The following is a 19,509-nucleotide window of genomic DNA, read 5'->3' as shown; positions in this document are numbered from 1 at the left end:
GCACGGAGAGCACGAGATCCGAAAATGTTCGAATGCGAGAACCGGCCCCATTCATCGGCCGAGCCATCGCCCTTGTCCAACGGCACAACGACGGATCGTCAAGGCCACAATGCAGCCTGGAGGGGACTGACCCCATTCATGACCCCATTCACATTCATGTGGAGGAGTGGAGACTTAGGCTGACGGCTTCAGGAATAGGTCCTCGATGCTTGGGGCAAGCGTCACAATCGATCCGTCACCGGCCTCGAGATCCAGGTAGACGACGGGTGGGTTCTCCGGTCGCTCGCGATAGTCGAGCATGTTGAAGACGTGGCCATCCGTATAAAGCACGATCAGCTTGGAGATGTCGCCATAGCGTCGCGCAAGTTCGGGTAGAAGTTCGGGGTCGTCCTCGAAGTCACCCCTTCGTTCGAGCCAGTCGGGTAGTGGCTGGATCGCTCCGAGCCAAGCTTCATCCGACGGATCTAGGATCACTGAGAAAATGTCAGAGGGCGACAAGTCTTCATCGTAGTAGTCGCTTCGGACCATTCCCCCGTTCTGGATTTTCAGATGGCCAACAAGCCAAGATGGGAGCGAACAAGCTGTCCGTCGTTCGAACTCCACGAGAACGTGGTCGCTTGCCGGCGCGATCTTCCAGAGAGGGTGATCTGAGGGGAAGTGGGATTCCCGTTCCGCTGGGTGATAGAGTAATGGGTTCAAGGCCGGTAGGGTGTGTTCTTTAATACGGACCAGAACTTGGCACCGCCGTCGTGTCCAAGGCTTTGGTGAATCGAAGTTTTTACCAGTTCCATGATTCCGACAACCTCATGGTGATGCCAAGTTTTTCCACCACCCTGAGACTGGGGGGCGGCAAGTGCAAGCAATGAGAACTTCGCCCGGACACGGTTTGCTCGCTTCTGGTCTTCACGTCGGCTTCCAGTCAGTTCGATGAAGACGACGCTGCGCAACTTGTCGGCACGATAAGCATGAAAATCAGCGAGCCCGTTGATCTTCAGGGGCACGTTTAGCGCCGCTGCCTTGGCTGCTTTGGATCCGAGTGAAATTAATCCTGTGACCCCAGCGAGCGTCGCCGGGTTTGCTGCTGTGCGCTTATTGAAGTTTCGAAGTAATCGGAGATTGTATGGGGTGGCACGGAATAGGGCGAGGATCATCGGGAGATCTCTGTTCTCAACAGCGGCGGCTAGCGTTGCTTCTATGTTCAGTATCACAAGCAGATTAACGAGCACCCGATAGCTTGCTCGGATGATGGGTTGCGCTCGCTGGACTTGGGTCCACGCATTCCGAAGCTGAATGCGTATGCTCGCCCCCAGTTCACTGAGCGTCATATGGCCCGTCGGATCGGTAAATGCCACTGGGTTTGCGTGTACGTAAAGATACTTGTGGAGTGTCAGCGGCTCCCCGCTGCGGCCCTCGTAGGCGTCCTGGGTTTGGAAGCGGCCCGTTGAGGGGTTGAGGTAGCGGGCGCGGAGGAAGTACATCCTGAGATCGGGGTCCCATTGCTCGCCTGTAAAGAGGTAACGGTTCTCGGTGAGGAGAGAGAAGCTGGCTAGGTCTTGGAGGACGAACTCGCCGCTGGCGGGGTCGAGTAGTTGGTGGGCAATGAGGGAGCCGTATGCGTCGTAGGTGTAGGCCTCGGTGACAACTCCGTCGTCGTTGCTGAGGGCGCGGACGCTGCCGAGGCCGTCGTAGTGATACCAACGCCGTTCGGGGATGGAGCGGAGGATCGGGACACCGTTGCTGCGGTCGATCCAGGAATCGAAGGCAATCAGGTCGTGCCCGTAGAGATGGCGGGCGACGAGGTTGCCGGAACCGTCGCTTTCCTCGACGACCTGGGCGTAGCCGGTGTGGTTCTGGCGGTCGACGAGGTAGCGGTGGATGCTTTCGTTGAGGCCGCCCTGCTGGACCCACTTGGAGACGCGGTCGCCGTCACCGTTGTAGAGGAGGTCGATGATTTTTCCGTCGGAGCGGGTGCGGCGGATCAAGCGGTTGTCGAAGGAATAGACGTCGTTGGCGGAAGCCGGACCGGTGGGGTTGTCGGTTCCCACATCGGATAGGGTGGTGTTGCCATTGGCGTCGTAGCTGTGGTGGTCGAGCTGGTCGTTGGCGTTGAACGCGTGGGCTTGGGACGGCAGAAGGGCGCTGAGGCCGCCGCTGCTGCTGCGGGTCAGGCGGTTGCCGACCTTGTCGTAGGTGTAGAGGACCTGGCCGGTGGGCAGGAGGGTACTGCCGGCGATGGTCTCGCCGGTCAGGCGGTAGAGGTTGTCATAGGTGTGGCTGATGGTGCGCCCGCCCAGTTCGGCGATCGCGGTGCGATGGCCTGCGGCATTCAGAGTGTAGCCGTAGGCCTGGAGGGGGGTGGAGAATCCGCCGGTGCCCGCGCGGTTGACGGCGAGGTCGGTGAGCCGGTTGAGACTGTCGTAGGTGTAGCCGTGGGTGACCTGGTTGATGTAGCTGGTGCCGACGAGATTGCCGACCGCGTCATAGCCGTAGCCGGCGATCGGGTAGGAGGCTGGGTCGACGCCTTCCTGGCCTTGGTGGACCGTGGCGAGTCGGTCCAGTTCATCGTAGTCGAAGGACAGGTCATAGCCGTCCACGGTATCGGACTTCACGCCTGCAAGGGTCCCCGAGGGATTCCAGGCGTAACGCAAGGTTCCGGTGGTGGAGGCCTGGACGAGGAGGCGCGAGTGTAGGTCGTAGGACCACGCGTCCTGATGGAGGATCGTTCCACTGGCATTCTTCACCATGGCGGCAGTGCGGCGGCCGAGTGAGTCGTATTCGAAATCGAAACGGGCCGGCGCGTGGGCCAAGGCGAGGGATGGATGTGCGGGGTCGGCGACAGTGGCGAGCAGCCGGTCGTTCAATGGATCATAGTCATAGGTCGTGGTGCGACCATTGAAGTCGGTGCGCCCGGTCAAACGGCCGAGGAGGTCGTAGTCGTAGGTCTCGTGCTGACCACCGGGAAGGTCGCGGGCGGTGCGTCGTCCGAGGCCATCATAGGCGTAGGTGGTTACCCGGCCGAGGGCATCGCGTTGGACGGTCTGCAGGCCGCGGCTGTCGTATTCATATTCCGTGCGGCCGCCTTCGGCATCGATCACGGCGACGAGACGGCCTTGTGGATCATACTCAAAACGTGTGATCTCGCCGGCGGGATCGGTGGTGGAGATGCGGCGTCCCAGGGGGTCGTAAGTGGTGCTGCTGAACGTTCCGTCGTGTAAGGTGGTTCGGGTCAAGCGTCCCGCCGTGTCGTAGGTGAAGCCCGTCGTGTGGCCGAGGGCATCGGTGGTCGCAGCTTGTCGGCCGGCGGCGTCGAAGGAGAACTCGGTCCGATGGCCGAGCGCGTCGATGACGGCCGTGCGGCGACCGGCGGCATCGTATTCGAAGGAGGTCGTGTTTCCTAACGCGTCGGTGGTGGCAGTCACGCGACCATCGGCGTCGTAGGTGGTGGTGCTGCGCGGGTTGTCGGCGAGTTCAGGCGCGCTGGCGATGTCGGCGACCTCGCTCAGCACGCTGGCGGGCATCGTTTCATCGGGCAAGATGGTGGCGATGCTGCGGCCGAGGGCATCATGGAGGGTGTAAGTGGTGATGCCGGCGGCGTCGGTGGTGGCGGTCATGCGGCCTTCGACGTCGTAGGTGCTGGTGGTGAACGTGCCGTCCGGGAAGTCGGTGCGGACCTGGTTGCCGCGCTCATCGTAGCTCATCACCGTTTCGCGGCCGGCGGCGTCGATGGTCTTCCATGTCTTGCCGATCGCGTTGTAGACGGTTCCGGAAGTCGATCCGTCGGGATAGGTGGTGAGGGTGATCCGGTTCTCCTCGTCGTATTCGAAGGACGTGACCAGATCGCCCGTGCCGGTGTGCAAGGTGGTGCTCAGCCGGTTGCCGTTGGCGTCATAATCGTGGCTTTCGGAGCGAAGCAGGTTGCCGTCCGAGTCGGTCACCACGGTGCTCCGTTCATTGCCCTTGGCGTCGTGGGTGGAAGTCGTGGTGGTGCCAATGGCATCGGTGAGCGTGCGGAGGTTGCCGGCCGCATCGTAGCTGAAGCGTGTCGTCGTCCCGGCCGGGTCGGCCATGGCGGTCAGGTTCCCGGGATAGCTGTAGCCCAGCGTGGTGGTCTGGCCGAGTGCATCGGAAATGGTGAGCGGTCGCTTGTCGGAGTCGTAGGTATAGCGTGTGACGTGACCGGCGGGATCGGTCTCGGTGAGCAGGTTGTCGCGGGCGTCGTAGCTCCGGCTGGTGGTCAGGCCGAGCGGGGTGGTGACGGTGACCTCATTATCGTGGTCGTCGTAGCTGTAGCGGGTGATCCCCCCGAGCGCATCCGTGGTGCGGACGACGTTCCCGTGGTCGTCGTACTCGTGGACGGTGGTGTGGCCGAGGCGGTCGCGGATGATCTCGCGGTTGTCCGCCAGGTCGTGCTCGAACTCGATGGTCTGCCCGGCGGCGTCCATCTGGGAAATGAGTCGGCCGTCCTCGTCATACTCGGAGCGGATCGCCGGGATGCCGCGGGGATCGAGGATCGAGGTGAGGTAGTGGGGGAAGCCGGCGTTCTCATAGAGATAGGTCGTCACCTCGCCGACACGGTCGGTCACGGTGTGCAGGCGGCCATGGGTGTCATAGCCGTAGAGGATCTGCTCGCCGGCGGGGTCGGTGACCGCGGTGATGCGGCCGGCGGGGTCGCGGGTGAAGAGGATGTTCTCGCCGTTCGAGTGGAAAACACCCTGGGAGTTTATGGTGAGGCTGTTGCCGTTCGGCTCCGAGATCGAAAGCAGACCCAGCTTTTCGTCGATCACGTAGCTGGTGCCCTCGGGCTCGGTGTAGCGGAAGCGGCCGGGGTCGGCTGGATTGAAGGTGATGTCGATGACCGTGCCCCGGCCGGGGATGGGGCCGTTCCAGATCACCGATGAGTCGCCGACGATCTCGAGCGTTCCCGAAGAACCGTCGACCGCCTTGAATTCAAGGGTGCCTTCGGAGATCTCGGCGAACTTCTGAACATTCGGGTGATTTTCCGACACCGGCGTGCGGGCACGGAAGACCGGCTCGAAGGTTTCGGTGCGGCCGTCGGGGAAGGAAATCATCACGCGCTTGCGGGTGGTCGGGCTGACGGTGTAGACGGGGACGATGGCGGAGATCGTCTGGTCTTGTTCCCAGCCGTAGCCGATGCGGCCGGCCTTGCGGATGCGGATCGATTTCAGGCCGACATTCCATGCCGGGCCGAAGTCCCCTCCGCGCGGGTCGCGGCTATCGTAGGTCCGGGTGACACTGAGAGGAATGCCGGTGAGGGGGATGGAGAGGTCCTCGAAGGCCAGGGAGAAGTGGCCGATCTTCATGTTGCCTTCGACCCGCACCGGGATCGAGTAGCTGGCCGCGGTTCCGGCGGTGGTGGTGCCGGAAAGGGTGAGCTGATAGGTGCCGTTCTGCAGCAAGGTCGGATCGAAGATGCCAAGCTCGTCGTCGAGAACCGCGTGGTTGCCGCCCGCGATCCAGGTCGGCGCCGGGAGTGGCTCTTCCTCCGCAACCAACGGAGTAACGCTCAACGACCAGGCTTCGAGGCGGGTCGAGTAGGCGCTGCCAATGATCGGAGTGGGAGCCGTGATGGCGTCGCCTTCAAAGGGCGACACGATGTCGAGCGTGAGGGCTTGTTCCTCGAAATCGACGATCTCGAAGCTCAGGGGTGGCGAAGTCGCGGTCTGGCCATCGGAGGAGATCGCCACGGCGGTGACGCTGTGGGTGCCGATCGCGAGCGGCGGCAGCTTCAGGAGCCAGTCGTTGGTGCCGCTGCTGCGGGTTGCCGAGCCAATCGGGGTGCCGCCTTCCTCGAACCGGACCGCCGTGATGCGGCCGCCGTCGATCACGGCACGGGCCTGGAGGTTCAGCAGGCTGCGGTCGGTGACCTGGGTGCCGTTGTCCGGGCTGACGATGCGGATATCCGGGACGCCGATGACATTCCAAGCGACGGTGGCACGGGTGCTGAGTGCTCCATCGGAGGCTGTGAGTTGGAAGAGATACGAGCCGCCGGAACCGAAGGTGACCTCGGTTTCCAGGGCGAGGGGATCGGCGATGAAAGCGATCTCCGGACCTGAGAGCTGGATCCATTCGTAGGTCAGGCTGTTTGCCGGCAGGCCATCGTCGCTGGCCGTTGCGGACAGGGTCACCGTTTCGAGCGGCCTGGCCGGTGCGGCGGGCGACATGGACAGGACCGGGGCGACATTTCCGGGGGGCATGACGACGAGACTGGTCCGCGCGCTGGTTGAAAGCTCGCCGTCGGAAACGACGAGTTCGAAGAGGTAGCTGCCGGCCGTGTTCGCGGAGATCAGGGTGCTTGCCTCGGCTGCCGTGGCGATCGTGGCAGTGGCCGGGCCATCGATCTGTTGCCAGGTGAAGGAGAGCGGACCGGACGTACGGCCGTCGTCGGAGACCGTCGCGACAAAGGTGGCCGTGGAGGCGGGCTGTTGGATGCTTCGTCCGGCTGGAAGTGCGACTGTTGGAGCGCGGTTCGGAAGGGCGGGGGCCGAGTCCGGCACCACGATGGTCAGCTCGTCGCTGCCGCTGAGTTCGCCGTCACTCACGCTGAGGCGGAGTCGGTAGGTGCCACTGCGGGATACCGAGGCCGAGGTGTTCGCTGAGGTGGCATCGGCGAAGTCGACCGGGCCCGGCCCGCTGGCGAGATTCCAGCGATAGGCGAGGGCTTGGACTCCAGGCTTGCCATCGTCCGTGGCAGATCCTGTCAGGTCGAAGATGGCATCGGCTGCAGCTTGGTCATCGCCTGCGGAAATGACGGGAGCCTGGTTGGGCGAGGGTTCGGGCAAGACGGTGACGTCGATCTCCCGGGTCGTGGTGAGTTGTCCGTCGGAGGCCTCGAAGAGGATGCTGTAGCTGCCTGCTGCCGGGAACGTGGCCCGGGTCGCGAAGCCCTGCTGCGCTGCGAATGAGACGGTGGCCGGACCACCGAGTTGGACCCAGCGGCCGTTGAGGATGCCGGTCGGGAGTCCGTCGTCGGAGGCGGATGGATCAAGATCGATGCTGCCTTGGGGGATCTGGAGGCTCAGGGAGGCCGGCAAGCTCAAGGCAGGTGCCTGGTTGACCGGGGCGACCACTTCGACACGCAGCGTGTCGGAAACGGTGAGTGTTCCGTCGCTGACCGTGAGCTGGAGGAAATAGCGTCCGGCTTCGGGAAAGGTGGCGGTGGCCTGGACCAATGCCGCGTTGTCAAAGGCAACTCCCCCGGGGCCGGACACGATGCTCCAGGAATAGTTCACCGATGCGGCGTCAAAGTCCCCGAGGAGGATCTGCGGCGTGAAGGTGTGGCTCTCGCCCGGGGCGAGGGTCGCATCCGCTCCGGCGTCCACCCGCGGGTCGCCGGCGGACGCGGCGGGGAATTTGCCTGCTGCGCCGGCTTCGGCGATGGCCAGGATTTCCGCTGGAGTGAGGGTTCGTTGATAGAAAGAAAGTTCGTCGATCCGGCCCGGGAAGATCCGCGCGTCACCGGGGTAACCGCCGATGAAGAGCTCCTTGTCGAAGTGGGCAGCAGGGTTGTTCGAAAGCAATTGCTCCTTGTTAAGAACCCCGTTGAGGTAAATCCGGGCTTTCGTGTCGGTCGGATCCCAGGTCAAGGCCACGTGGACCGGTTGGTCCAAGGGCAGTGCCGCGGTAGACGGATAGCGGTTGGAATAGAAACCGTAGGTGGATCCCCCCGCTTGATTGGTGAGTGACCAGAAAATTACCGGATCGCTTCCCACTCGAGTCAGCTCAACGCGCTGAACCCGCGTTCCCTGAATGTTTTCCAGGGCGAGGATCGTGGAATTGTAGGTGCCGGTGGTGGATGTCGGAACCTGAAGCCAGGCCTCGATGGTGAATCCGCCGGTCGACGAGACGGAGGTCTGTGCCGGGGGAAGGAACCGGACGTAGGAATTCCCATCCCCGAACTGGAAGCCATCCCCGACCTCGACGGGTGCATAGGCCTCGGTGCCGCTCCATACTCCTTGCCGGTTTGCAGTCAGGTCATCGGTGTGGTGATTGCCTGAAATCCAGGACACCAGCCCGGTGAACGCGGGAAGGGTGGTCTCCAGCCCCACATGCACCTGGACCGTGTCTCGACCCGTGGCGTCGCCATCGAAGGCCTCGAGCTGGAGGGTGTAGATGCCGGGGGATCCGAAAGTGGCCGAGGTCCGGGCTGCCTGTGGGTTTCCAAAGGTGACCGCTCCCGGACCTGACAGCATGCTCCATTGGATCTGCAGGTTGCTGGAGTCGTCGGAGACGAAGCCATCGAGCTCGACCGGCGCTGAGAGATCATCGGAGCGGACCGGGCTCCCGGCATCCACCACGGGGGCTTGGTTCAAGGTCGGCGGACATTTGCCGTGGGGCGCGGATTCAAAGAGGCGGAGAACCTCGTTGTCGGAAAGGGGGCGCGAGTAGAACGCAAGGTCGTCGAGGTCGCCGTCGAAACGCCGGAGCGGGTCGTTGGTGACATAGGTGTTCAGGCCCTTGACAGTTGGAATCAGCCCGCCGATCGAAAACTGGTCATCCGTCTCGAAGTAGGGGCCGATCGGCGAGGTGAAGATCTTCCTGCCGACTCCGTCGATGTAGGCCCAGGTCTGGTTGTTCCCGCGGTCGTGGGTCACCACCACGTGGTGCCAGACGTCGAGTGCCAGGGGTTGCGAGCTTTCCGTGATCCGGGCCGAGCCATAGGTGCTGGTAGGGGTGGAGGCAGGCGGCGACTGCAAGTAGAGATGGCGTGCGGTGTAGCTCGGGTTCAGGTTGGGAGAACCCCAGGTGAGAGCTTTCCCGGGAAATCCGGTGGCCGGATCAACGAAGGCGAAGATATAACTCGCCCGGTCGCCCCGCGCCCGCATGCGGAACTCGATGGAGAAGCCGGCCTCCGAGTTGAGCCCGAGGTCGCCGGTGAGACCTCCGTCGAGGATGTCGCCACCGTCGAGAATCTGGACGGCATCGCGGATCGGACCCTCGGTGAAGCGTGGCGATTCCCAGTAGCCGTAACGGGTCAGGTGGTGATCCCCCGCCGCGTCGCGGAGGTTGCCGTCGAAGGGCCACCAGGCGGTGAGTCCGGCCGGGCCGGGGAATTCACACGGGACAGCAACCCGAACGGTCACAATGTCGGAGGAACTGGACTCCCCGTCGCTGACCGTGAGTTTCAGGCGATACTCGCCGGCGGTGTCGAAGGTGACCCGCGGGGTCAGGATCGAATCGTCACTGATCGTGGCAATCCCGGATCCGGCGACCTGCTCCCAGCGGACGGAAGATTGGGAATCCCAGGGCAAGCCGTCGTCCTGATAGGAGCCTCGCAGGATCAACTGCTCATTGAGGTCCGGCAGCCACATGCCGTTGCCTGCGTTGACGACCGGGGGGCGGTTGACATCGAGGGAAAGGGTGCGTTGGAGCGAAGCGAGCAAGACTTCTGTCTGTGGGAGCGATTGGGCGGCGAGGAAATCCGCCGGCACGGTCGCCTGGAGTTCCATGTTCACGGAGTCGATCGGATCGATCCCGTTTGAGAATGCGATCACCACCACCCGCACTCCTGCTTCCCGGGCCTCCCGCGCGGCAATGTCGGCGTAGGGTCCGGCACCGTCGCCGAAGAGCACGATCGCCCGGTCAGCGGGTGTCTCCCGTGGATTGGCGAGCAAGTGATCGAGGGCTCCCTGGATGCCCTTGTCGATGTTGGACGGTTGGAAACTCCCATAGGTTCCAGGTTCGCCCTGCGGCTGAACCAACTTCTCCGCCGCGAGATTCAGATCTGAAGTGATGGGCAGGAATTCACCGCGCATCCTTCTCACGGCGACGCGATCCTTCGCCGGGTCCAGCGTGCTGATGAGGCGGCGTGCGGCCTGGCGGGCCTTGTAAATCGGTGTGCTCGGATCCGATTCGGATTTCAGAGCCCACATCGAACCGGAGTGATCGATCACGATCGCGAGATCCAGGGGAGGTCGTTCCGTCCGGGTGGTTACCACGAGGGTAAGGCGATCTTCGACCGTCCACTCCCCGTCATAGGCTTTCAGGTGCAGCACATAGGTGCCGGGACCTGGCACCGATACTTTGGTTTCAGCGGCGAAGGGGTCGGAGAGTGAGACCCGGCCCGGTCCGGACAACTGGCTCCACTCCAGCGTGATGTCCGGCGAATCATCGACCAACATCGCCGACAGCGGGATGGGGCTGCTTGAGTACTCGACCTGAAGGTCGTCGCCGGCATCGAGGGACGGGATCTGGTTGGTGCTGCCCGGCAGCAGTGTCACCGCAACGGTATCCGCCGAAGACTTTTCGCCGTCGCTTGCCTCCAACTGGAACTCGTAGGCCCCTGGCACGGCGAGCCGGACCGGTGTGGTGGGTCTCGAGTTATCTCCGATCTCCGCCGGAGGCCCGGAGATCTGGGTCCAGTTCACCGTGATCGATTCATCGCTTGGCTGCCCGTCGTCGGTCACGGTGCCGTTGAGAAAGTCCTCGCCCGGTGCGATGAAGCGAAGTGAAACAGCGTCGAACATCGCGTCGTTTTTCTCCTGGGAGTCGGTGGTCGATGGGTCGAGCAATGTTGCGATCAACCAGACCCGTGCCCGGGTTGCGCCGATCGGCACGGTCATGGATCCGGCGAGTTTCCCCCATTGGTCATGCACCGGGGCCCGGTCGATGAGATGCCGGGACAACATCTCGCCGGTGGTATCGTTCCAGAACTCCACCGCCGCCGAAGGACGATCGAGCTCACCGGTCGGGAAGTAGGCGGAGGGATGACCGGTGTAGTCGCTGTAGAGCAGCTCGGTCCTCTGGAAGGTCCTTGCGAGTGCTTCGAAGGTCAGTCGTGCCGAACCGGTTGCGATGACCTCGGACATGGAATCAAGGGCGACGTCCTGCCAAAGCTCCGCCTGGGTATTGGAGACAACGTGGAAGAAGTAGGTCCCCTCGTCCGCGGCGGGATAGAGCGGGGTCTGGACTCCATAGCTGCCGAGCCGCAACCTCGATTGCGGGACCCCTTGGCCCCAAACCGAGCCATCGTCCGAGGTCCAGCCCGGGATGAGGTCGCCATCGAGTGGTTCTTCGTTGCCGCCGTTCACCAGGAGATTCGGTCCCGGGGCACCGGAGCTGAAGGTACGGTCGGATCCCGCGAAGACCACCGGGGCCTGGTTCTCCGCTGTCACGGTGATCTGAACCGGGGCCGTGAGGGTCGTCCGGCCGTTGGTGTCGATCGCGGAGGCAATGATCGTATGGTCACCGGGTTCCAGTTCGCCCAAGTCGTGCACGAACCGTCCGTCGGCGCCGCCAGTGACCCTCACCCCGTCCACTGCCAGTTCGATGGCGGCCAACCGGCCTTCCGGATCGCTCGCTTCGATCACAACTTCGATCGGTTCGCCATTTTTGAACACCGCACCCGGGAGCGGGGAGAGGATCTGGATGACGGGATCGCCATCGACTTCCACCACGATCTCGGCGGGCGCTGAGGTCGCCGCGCCGTCGTTGGCGGTGAAATTGAAGCGTCCTATTCCGGAAAACGCCGGCTCCGGCTGATAGATGGCGGTCGATCCGTTGATGACGACCGTGCCTCCGACCGGGGTGTCATGAAGGGCAAAAGTGAGTGGATCCCCGTCGATATCCTGCGCGGTGAGCGGTATGGTGACTGGTTCTCCCTGGTGCGTCGTTCCTCGCGCTGCCGCCGCGACCGGGATGTCGTTGACCGGAGTCACGGTCAGGTTCACCGCGGCCGTCGATTCCAAGCCGTCCGGGTCGATGGCCGTGAATTCGAAATACGCCGTTCCGTGGTAGTTTGCCGCCGGGTGAAAGATCAACTCCGGTGCGTCGCCCTCGAGTTGTCCCGGGAAGTCTCCGGGAAGGGACAAGGTGTATTCCAGCACATCGCCGTCAGGGTCGCTTGCCGCCAAGGTGATCGGGATGGATTCGTCTTCCTGCGTGAGGCCGTCGGCGGAAACCACCGTGGGAGGATCGTTGACAGGTGTCACCGTGATCCGCACCTGTCCCGATGCGCTTGAGCCGGAACTGTCCAAGACCGAGAAGGTGAACGCCGCGACTCCGTTGAAGTCGGTGTCCGGCGAGAACCGGAGAGTCGGTGCTTCTCCCGAAAGTTGCCCGGGGAAGTCGTCCGGCAAGTTCACCTCAAAGGCCAGGGGATCACCGTCCGGGTCGTCGGCTGAAAGGGAGAAGTCAAGGGAGCCTTCTTCCTCCACGACCAAGTCCAGCGAGGTGGCGGTGGGCGGGTCGTTCACCGCGAGGACCGTGATCGTGACTTTCGCCGGGGCAGAGGTGAATGCGCCGTCGCTGACCGTGTAGTGAAACACGTCGACGCCGTTGAAGTCCGGCGCCGGCCGGTAGGTGAGATCTGGCAAGTCGCCTGACAGACTGCCGTATCGGGGACCGGGGATCCCCGCGGGATCCTCCGGGTCGGGAACGATCTCAACCTGGAGCAGATCGCCGTCGGGATCGGTGCCGGATAGCGAGATGGCGATCTCGCCGTCTTCCATCACCGTGACGCCGGCAGCATCCGCGTGGGGTGCCCGGTTGACCGGCTGAAGCAGCAAGGTCACGGTGGCCGATTCGGAAGCCAGGCCATCCGGATCGAGTGCCCGGTAGGTGAAAGCGTCTGCCACCACGTCTTTCGCCCGCTCACCGGTGTGGGAATAGGTCAGCGCGGCGAGGTCCCCGTTGAGAACCCCCTGGGTGGGTGAAGCGAGAATCTCGTAGGTGACCGGGTCGCCGTCCGGATCCACCGCGGACAAGGTCAAGGGGGTGTCGATTTCTCCCTGGTTCAGCACCACCACGAGGTCGTCGGCCACCGGCGGGCGGTTGGGCTGGAACACGTGGATGAGCACGGCTGCCGCTTCGGATTCCGCGAGCCCGTCGGAGACCTTGAAATAAAAGATATCCGTACCGGAAAAGCCAAGGTCGGGGGTATAGGTCACCATCGGCCCGGCCGTCGACAGGGTGCCGTGCTGCGGCGGACTGATGATCTGATAGACCAACGGTTGGTCTTCGGGATCACTGGCCTGGAGCGGGACCTCGATCGGTGCGCCGACAGGAGTGGTGACCTCGGAGCCATTCGCAATAGGAGCTTGGTTCGGAGCGGCGCCGCTGGGTTCGCAATCGATCACGCCATCTCCGTTAAGCGTCAGGCGGTCGGTGAAGGCGAGGCCGTGCAACAGCGAGCCACTGTTCACGATGATGGAACCCGAAGGGATGACCGCGCGGCCGTGATACGCACTTCCTCCGTTGAGGTTGAAGCTGCCACCCGAAATGCTCAGCTCCAGCCATTCGGGATGGTCGGGATCACCCATGTATCCGTTGAGGTTCAGCGAATTCTTCAGCCGCAACACAACCGGCCCGTGGACCGAGATCCGTGAACCACCGTTGACCGTCAGTTGCTGGACTTCATAGATGGCGGGCTCTGCTTCTGATCCGCCTTGGAGTTCGAGAGTGCTCGATCCGTTCAGGGTGATCCGGTCGTAGCGTCCCGGGTCGAGGGCGATGACGCTCTCACCATGGTTGATGGTCAGGGAGCGGATGGACCCGGCCTCCCCGACTTCGTCGTCCGGGTGATTGACGTGAACCGTTCGATTGCCTGATCCGGGCACGGGGACGGGTGCCTCCGGCAGGGCTTCGGCATCGGTTCCGAGCGTGATGCCGCCCAGTTGGACCCCGTTGTTCAGGGTAAGCCTATAGCGGTCAGGTTGCTGGGATCCCCCGCCATCGGTGACGAACGGCAGGTTGCTCCCGCCATTGGTCTTGATCTCGGGATGACCCGGCAAGATGAGGGACCCATCGACCGTTAGTCCGGAATTCAGGGTGAAGTTCGAACCTTGCATCACCCGGACGCTGCCATGAACCGTTCCTTGGTTCAGATGGGGCGCGTTGCGTGTCACCACCGGGTCCGTGGGCGACGCCAGGGAGAGGGAGATAGAGGCAAGGAGACAAAGGGCCGGTCGAAGTTGCTGGGGGACTCCGGGGGAGGGGATCCGGTGCATAACGATGATCCATCATGGGAATCCGGACTATTGGCAAGGAATGTGTTAAATAATGTGTGTCACCGCGCTCCCGGTGGCATTATTCCGAGTTATTCCTTGCGATTCGTGTGGGTATTAACGCGGGGATCTGGCGAGTGATGATGCGAGAAAGATACGATTCGACGAAACATCCCGCTGAGAACCGAACGAGAATCGGAGGATCTGATCGCCTGATCGAATCAGGAGACCATTCCCGCTTCCTGTCCGAGGAAATGCTCCCGGTCGCGGAGCCGGTCCTCGATGGACTTCCTCAATCCCTCCCGGATCTTGTAGAGGCGGGCCTTCAGGGTTCCCGGGCTGCGACCGAGGGTTTTGGCATAGTCGTTGAGCGTATGCTCGGTGGCATAGCGCATCAGCAGCAGCTCGCGATCCCGGTCCGGCAGGCGCCTGAGGCAATCCCTCAGGGCGAGCAAGGGCGCGGGATCCGCCGGTTCTTCCGCGACGTCGGGGTCGGCGATGTTTTCAAACTCGTCCCGTTCGAAGAGCACCAGGCGGCTCCGGCGCTGGAGCCGGACCTGGTTGAGGGCTTCGAGGCGTGCGATTCTCAATGCCCACGAACGGAAGTTGGTATCTGGGACAAACTGATCCCTTTTCCGCCAGAGGATCAGGTTGGTCTTCTGCAGGAGATCCTGGGCATCGTGGTGATCCGAAACCAAAGAACGGAGATAGAGCAGGATCGGCTCCTGATGAGCGGACAAAAGTTGTTCAAACCGATCGTCGTCGACGGTGGCACAAGAGGCAGCGGCGGAGTTCGACGGTCCGATCATGGCTCCGTGACGGCTTCGACCTTCAGGAACAGGCGCATGCGCCCGGTCACGGCGGCGGGTTCAAGAACGAGGGTGACGGTCTCGTAGCCCGCTTCCGAAATCGCCTGCGATTCCTCGGTCGCGCCGGATTCCTGCCACTCGCCGAGATCGTCGCTGACCAGATACTTGTAATGCAGCCCCGCGACGGCGTGCATGCGCAGGCGACGGTGGGTGAAGCGGAAGGTTCCGCTACCCGGTTCCGAGTTCAGGAGAACCGGCGTGGCGAGGTGGTCGTCGCTCAGGGTGGGCTCGGTCCCGAATGCCCACTCCCCGAGGTTGTCGAGCCGGTCGCCGTCAGGATTCCCGGTCAAGCCTGTGTCGCCGGGTTCGGCGGCGCCGAGCTTCGCGTCACGCCACTCGTCGTAGTTCGCGTAGGGGAAGACCTCCTGGGTGATCCAGTCGGCAATCAGCTCCGCGCCCTCGAGGTCGGGCACGGTCGTAGCCAGGGGAGGCATGCGGTTGTAGCCGTTGGCCCCGAGCACGCGGTTGAAAACGATCGAATGAGGCACGTTGCCGGCGACGACCAGGCGATCGCCCGGATCGATGGGGGCCTCGACCGGCATGCCGTGGAGCAGCCCGGTCTGCATCAGCGACAGCGACGCCCGGCCGTCCCAGAGACCGCCCCCGGTGCCGCCGGACTGGTGACAGTAGGCGCAGTTCACGTCGAGGTAGGAGCGGACGCGGGTCTCCAGGTTCTGATCGCTTTCATCCGGCCGGTAATGACGCGGCAGGATGGCGGGATCGGCCGTCAGGCCGGCAAGATAGCCGGCGAGGTCGAGCGCTTCGAGCTGGTTGCCGCCGATGCCGGCAATGTTGCCCGCGGCATTGAGCTGGCGGCTGTTGAAGGAAAGTGCGTGCCCTGCCTCGGGTGTGTGGCAGGTGATGCACGCCGAGCGGGAGGGAATCTGCCAGGCGACCTGCGATGGCACCCCGTCGACGGTGATGTCCACTTGCAGGTCATCGCCATGGTCCCCGACCAGGACGGCGTCGTCCTGGGTGCCGCCGTTGATGGCATTCCAACGGTAGCTGATGCCGTAACTGCCTGCGTCGGTGCGGACGAGGAAGCGCGTCTCGAGGCGGCGGCGTGGCGAGCCGGCGGCCGGCCGGCGGTCGGTGTAGCTCTGGCCGGCGATGGTGCGGGTGAAGGATTCCCACTCGGTGGGATAGTCGAAGTGCTTCACCCAGATCATGCCCTCGGGAAAGCTCCACGGTCCGTTCTCCGAATAACCCACGGTGTCGGTGGTGTTCTTCACCAGGAACCAGCGGCTTTTCTCCGCGTGGTCCGACCAGAAGCGGAGGTTCGGCTGGTAGCTGTTGCCGCCGGGATTCGGGGTGAGGTCACCGAGGTCGGCGAAGAAGTTGGTCGACGCCAGGGTCGGCGAGAAGCTGCTGTCATCGACCCCGACTACCAGCCGCTTGATGCTGCCGGTTCCGGGATTGGTGCCGTTGTTACCGCGGTCGAGGAGCAAGACGCCGCCGGTCACGGGGTCCGGCAGCAGGCCGACGATCGCGACCTCGCCTGCAAGGCGCTCGACCAGCGGCGGCCCGCCGGTCCGCTCGATGCTCCAGATGTTTCCCGAAACATAGTCGGCGCAGAGATACTTGCCGGTGAGGCCGGGAATCGCGGTGCCGCGGTAGACGAAGCCGCCGGTGATGGATTGGCCCTGATAGGGGCCGCCCCCGTGACCATAGTCCCACAGGGGTTCGACCAACGTCGCCGCGGATTCCGGGGCGACGTTGAGGTCGTCACCCGCGCGCTGTCCTGCGGCGGTGCCCTCGCGCCAGCCCCAGCCGCCGTTTTCACCGGGCAGGAAGACGTCGATCTCCTCGCGGTTGCTGCGCCCGACATCGCCGACCCACAGCTCGTCGACGCTGCCGTTGCCGTCGTTGTCCTCGGCCGAGAACTGCCACGGGTTGCGCAGGCCCATCGCGAAGATCTCCGTTCGGACCTGGCCGGCATCCAGGGTGATGCCATTGAACTCTGTCGCCCCGACGAGGGGGTTGTCCGGCGGAATCGCGTACAGCGCTGCGCCGCCGGGGCGGGGAATGGTGAGGTCGGCGTCGTTGCTTTGCCCGCCGGGGTCCGGACCCGCGTAGGGATCGGGGCCCGGGTCGGGATTGGGAGCTAGGCTGCCCGGGTGCAGGTCGACATCGATGCGGATGATGCAAGACCAGAGGTTGCGGTCGACGTGCTGTGAGTTGTTGTGGCCGTCCTGTTGGGTTCCCTCGTCACCGAAGGCGACATAGAGATAGCCGTCCGGACCGAACTCGCAGGATCCGATGTTGTGGTAGGCATCGTCGTTGTCCTGTTCGATCAGGATCTCCTCGGGACCCGCGGTGAACGGCGGGCTCGTCAGGCAGGTGAAACGCGAGAGCCGCACGGTGCCGGCGCTCGAGTTGTAGGTTACATAGATCTGGCCGTTGTTCTGCCAGTCCGGGTGGACGGCGATGCCCTTGCAGGCCAGCTCGTTGTTGTCGTGCTGTACCGAGGCGGTGAGGTTCACCACTTCGACCTTCGCGGGCGCGGTCATGTCCGGGATCAGGATGACGCGACCGTCGCCCTCGACGACGAAGAGCATCCGCTCGTCACCGGGGACCAGGCTGAAGCCGTGCGGCGCGTCGAAGGTGATGCCGGGCAGGGCATCCTCGATCCGCAAGGCACCGACCGGCGGGGTGGGGGGCAGTGAGACGAAATCCGAGTCGAAGCGGGCGTTCGTGGTGAAGTCGATGTTGACCGTCGCGCTGTCCGTCAGCGGACTGCCGGCGCTCTGGATCTGGTAGGTGAATGAATCATTGGCCGGAGTGCCGTCGAGGTGCTGATAGAGGATCGTGCCGTCCGGGCTTGCCGTGGCTGTGCCGTGGGCCGGAGGAGTCAGCACGGTAACCGAGGCGGGGTCGGGAAAGCCGCCGTCGTTGGCCAACACCTTGAACCGTGCCTTGGCGAGGTGGTGCATCGTCGCGCTGTCATCGTTGGCCACCGGCGGCCCGTCGTTGAGGCCTTCCCAGGCGTAGGCGACGCGCACGTTGTCCCACTCCACCGATCCGCTGCCACCCGAGGCAAGGCGGATCGAGGTCGACCAGTTGCCGCTGGTGTGGGGATAGGTTGCGACCGGTGCGTTGGCCGCTTCGGACTGGTTGAGGTCCGGATTCAGGAAAAGCGCCGCGACGTCGTTGTCGAAGTCGAGCTTCGCCACCAGCGTGTATTTGACCCCGGGAACAGGGGCGATGCCGGAGTAACCCCACTGGTCGGCATTCAGGTCGTGGATGGCGAACTCCCGCTCTCCCGATGCCGGGTTGGCGGCACCCGGCACGCCGAAGAGATATCGCTCCGCGCCGAAGTCGTAGGAGCTCGCGCCGCTCCAGGTGGCGCCTTCCTCGCGGGTCATCTCGAACTTGTAGTAGACGACGTGGGAATCGAAGGCCGCGTCGTCGTTCACCGCACCGGCGCGTTCGTCGGAACCACCCTGGGCACCTTCGACCGGGCCGTTGTATTCGCGCTTGGCACCGCTTTCCCCGGTGACGAGGGCGCCGTCGACCACCTGGGGGCTGCCGAACATCGTGGTCCAGTCGGAGGCCGTACCGGTTGGTCCGATGAAGGCGTCGTTTTCGGTGGAATTGTCGGCATCCCAACCCAGGCCGCCGTTCCGGCCGTCGACCGGTCCGTCGGCGTAGTCGAAGCGATCCGCCCCGACCAGGCCCGTGGGGATGACCGCGCCGGGGTAGCTGGCGGGATTGAGCGGATTGGTGCCGGCGGCGACTTCCTCGCCGTCGTTGTGGTCGTCGTCGTCGGTGTCGTCGAGTTGCGGGTTTGTCCCGTGGAGATACTCATCGAGGTTCGACAGATCGTCGCCGTCGGCGTCGAGCGCGGAGTCGTCGGTGCCCACGACCAGCCCGTTGGCGATTTCCCAGGCATCGGGCATGCCGTCATCGTCGCTGTCGGGGTCGACGAACTCGAAATCCTCCCATGCCGTGTTCACCTCGAGGTTGTCCCACTCGCAGGTGCCGCCGGAAGCGAATCGGACGGCCGTCGACCAGTTGTCGGGAGTGTAGGCGCCGCCGGCGTCGCAGGTGTTGGCCCCGGTGGCCGCGACGTAGAAGTCATCTGCATCCGGATCGACCCACAGCCCGATGAAGTTGTGGTCGAAATCGAGAACCGTCACGAGGGTGTGGGTGGCATTGTCGGCGGGGATTCCGCTGAAATGGCGGATGCCGGTGCCAGTGATCTCGCAGCCGAACTCGAGGTTGCCGCTTTCGGGGTTCAGGGTGTTCGGGACGCCGAAGAAAACCCGCTCCGTGCCGAAGTCGTAGGAACTCGCGCCGCTCCAGCCACCGCCTGACACGCGGGTCAGTTCGAAACGGTAGAAGACGCGGCCGGCGCCCCGCACCGCCCCGCTGCGCTCGTGGTCGTCCTGGCCGTCGTTGGCGGCTCCACCCGCGCCCTCGATGTCGCCGTTGTACTCGCGGATCGCGCCGGAGTTGGTGGTGCCGAGTTTCCCGGCGTTGATTGCGGCCACGCCGAAGGTTTCGTCCCAATCCGATGCCGTGGCGGTGACCTCCTGGTCGTAGCTGTCGTAGTTGAAGCCGGTCCCCCCGTCGCGTCCGGCGATGCTGCCGTCCGGGTAGGAGAACGAATCCGCGCCGAGCGGGATGGCACCGAGCGGCAGCGGCAAGAGAAGAGGCAGAAGGTAAGGCTTCACGGG

4 protein-coding genes are annotated in these 19,509 nt (G+C 63.9%); all 4 read right to left on the bottom strand.

Features of this window, described 5'->3' with window-relative positions:
- Positions 1-174 precede the first annotated feature (174 nt).
- Positions 175-699: an SMI1/KNR4 family protein gene (locus IG178_RS18460; RefSeq protein ID WP_226895565.1), complete on the bottom strand. Its 525-nt coding sequence runs from the start codon at positions 697-699 to the stop codon at positions 175-177.
- Positions 696-13,865, bottom strand: a complete 13,170-nt coding sequence (locus tag IG178_RS18455) for a PKD domain-containing protein (protein WP_193214050.1) — start codon at positions 13,863-13,865, stop codon at positions 696-698. Before IG178_RS18455 ends, IG178_RS18460 begins: the two co-directional genes overlap by 4 nt.
- A 317-nt stretch (positions 13,866-14,182) precedes the next feature.
- The gene (locus tag IG178_RS18450; RefSeq protein ID WP_193214049.1) at positions 14,183-14,770 is read right to left on the bottom strand and encodes an RNA polymerase sigma factor; all 588 of its coding nucleotides are present in this window, start codon (positions 14,768-14,770) and stop codon (positions 14,183-14,185) included.
- Complete coding sequence (locus IG178_RS18445; RefSeq protein WP_193214048.1) at positions 14,767-19,506, bottom strand: PQQ-dependent sugar dehydrogenase; 4,740 nt, start codon at positions 19,504-19,506, stop codon at positions 14,767-14,769. Before IG178_RS18445 ends, IG178_RS18450 begins: the two co-directional genes overlap by 4 nt.
- Between the last annotated feature and the right edge of the window lie 3 nt (positions 19,507-19,509).

Origin of the sequence: Neoluteolibacter marinus (genome assembly GCF_014904755.1) — a bacterium.
Classification (GTDB): domain Bacteria; phylum Verrucomicrobiota; class Verrucomicrobiia; order Verrucomicrobiales; family Akkermansiaceae; genus Haloferula; species Haloferula marina.
The sequence above is the reverse complement of the archived record's forward strand: the minus strand, read 5'-3'. Positions and strand labels throughout refer to the sequence as shown.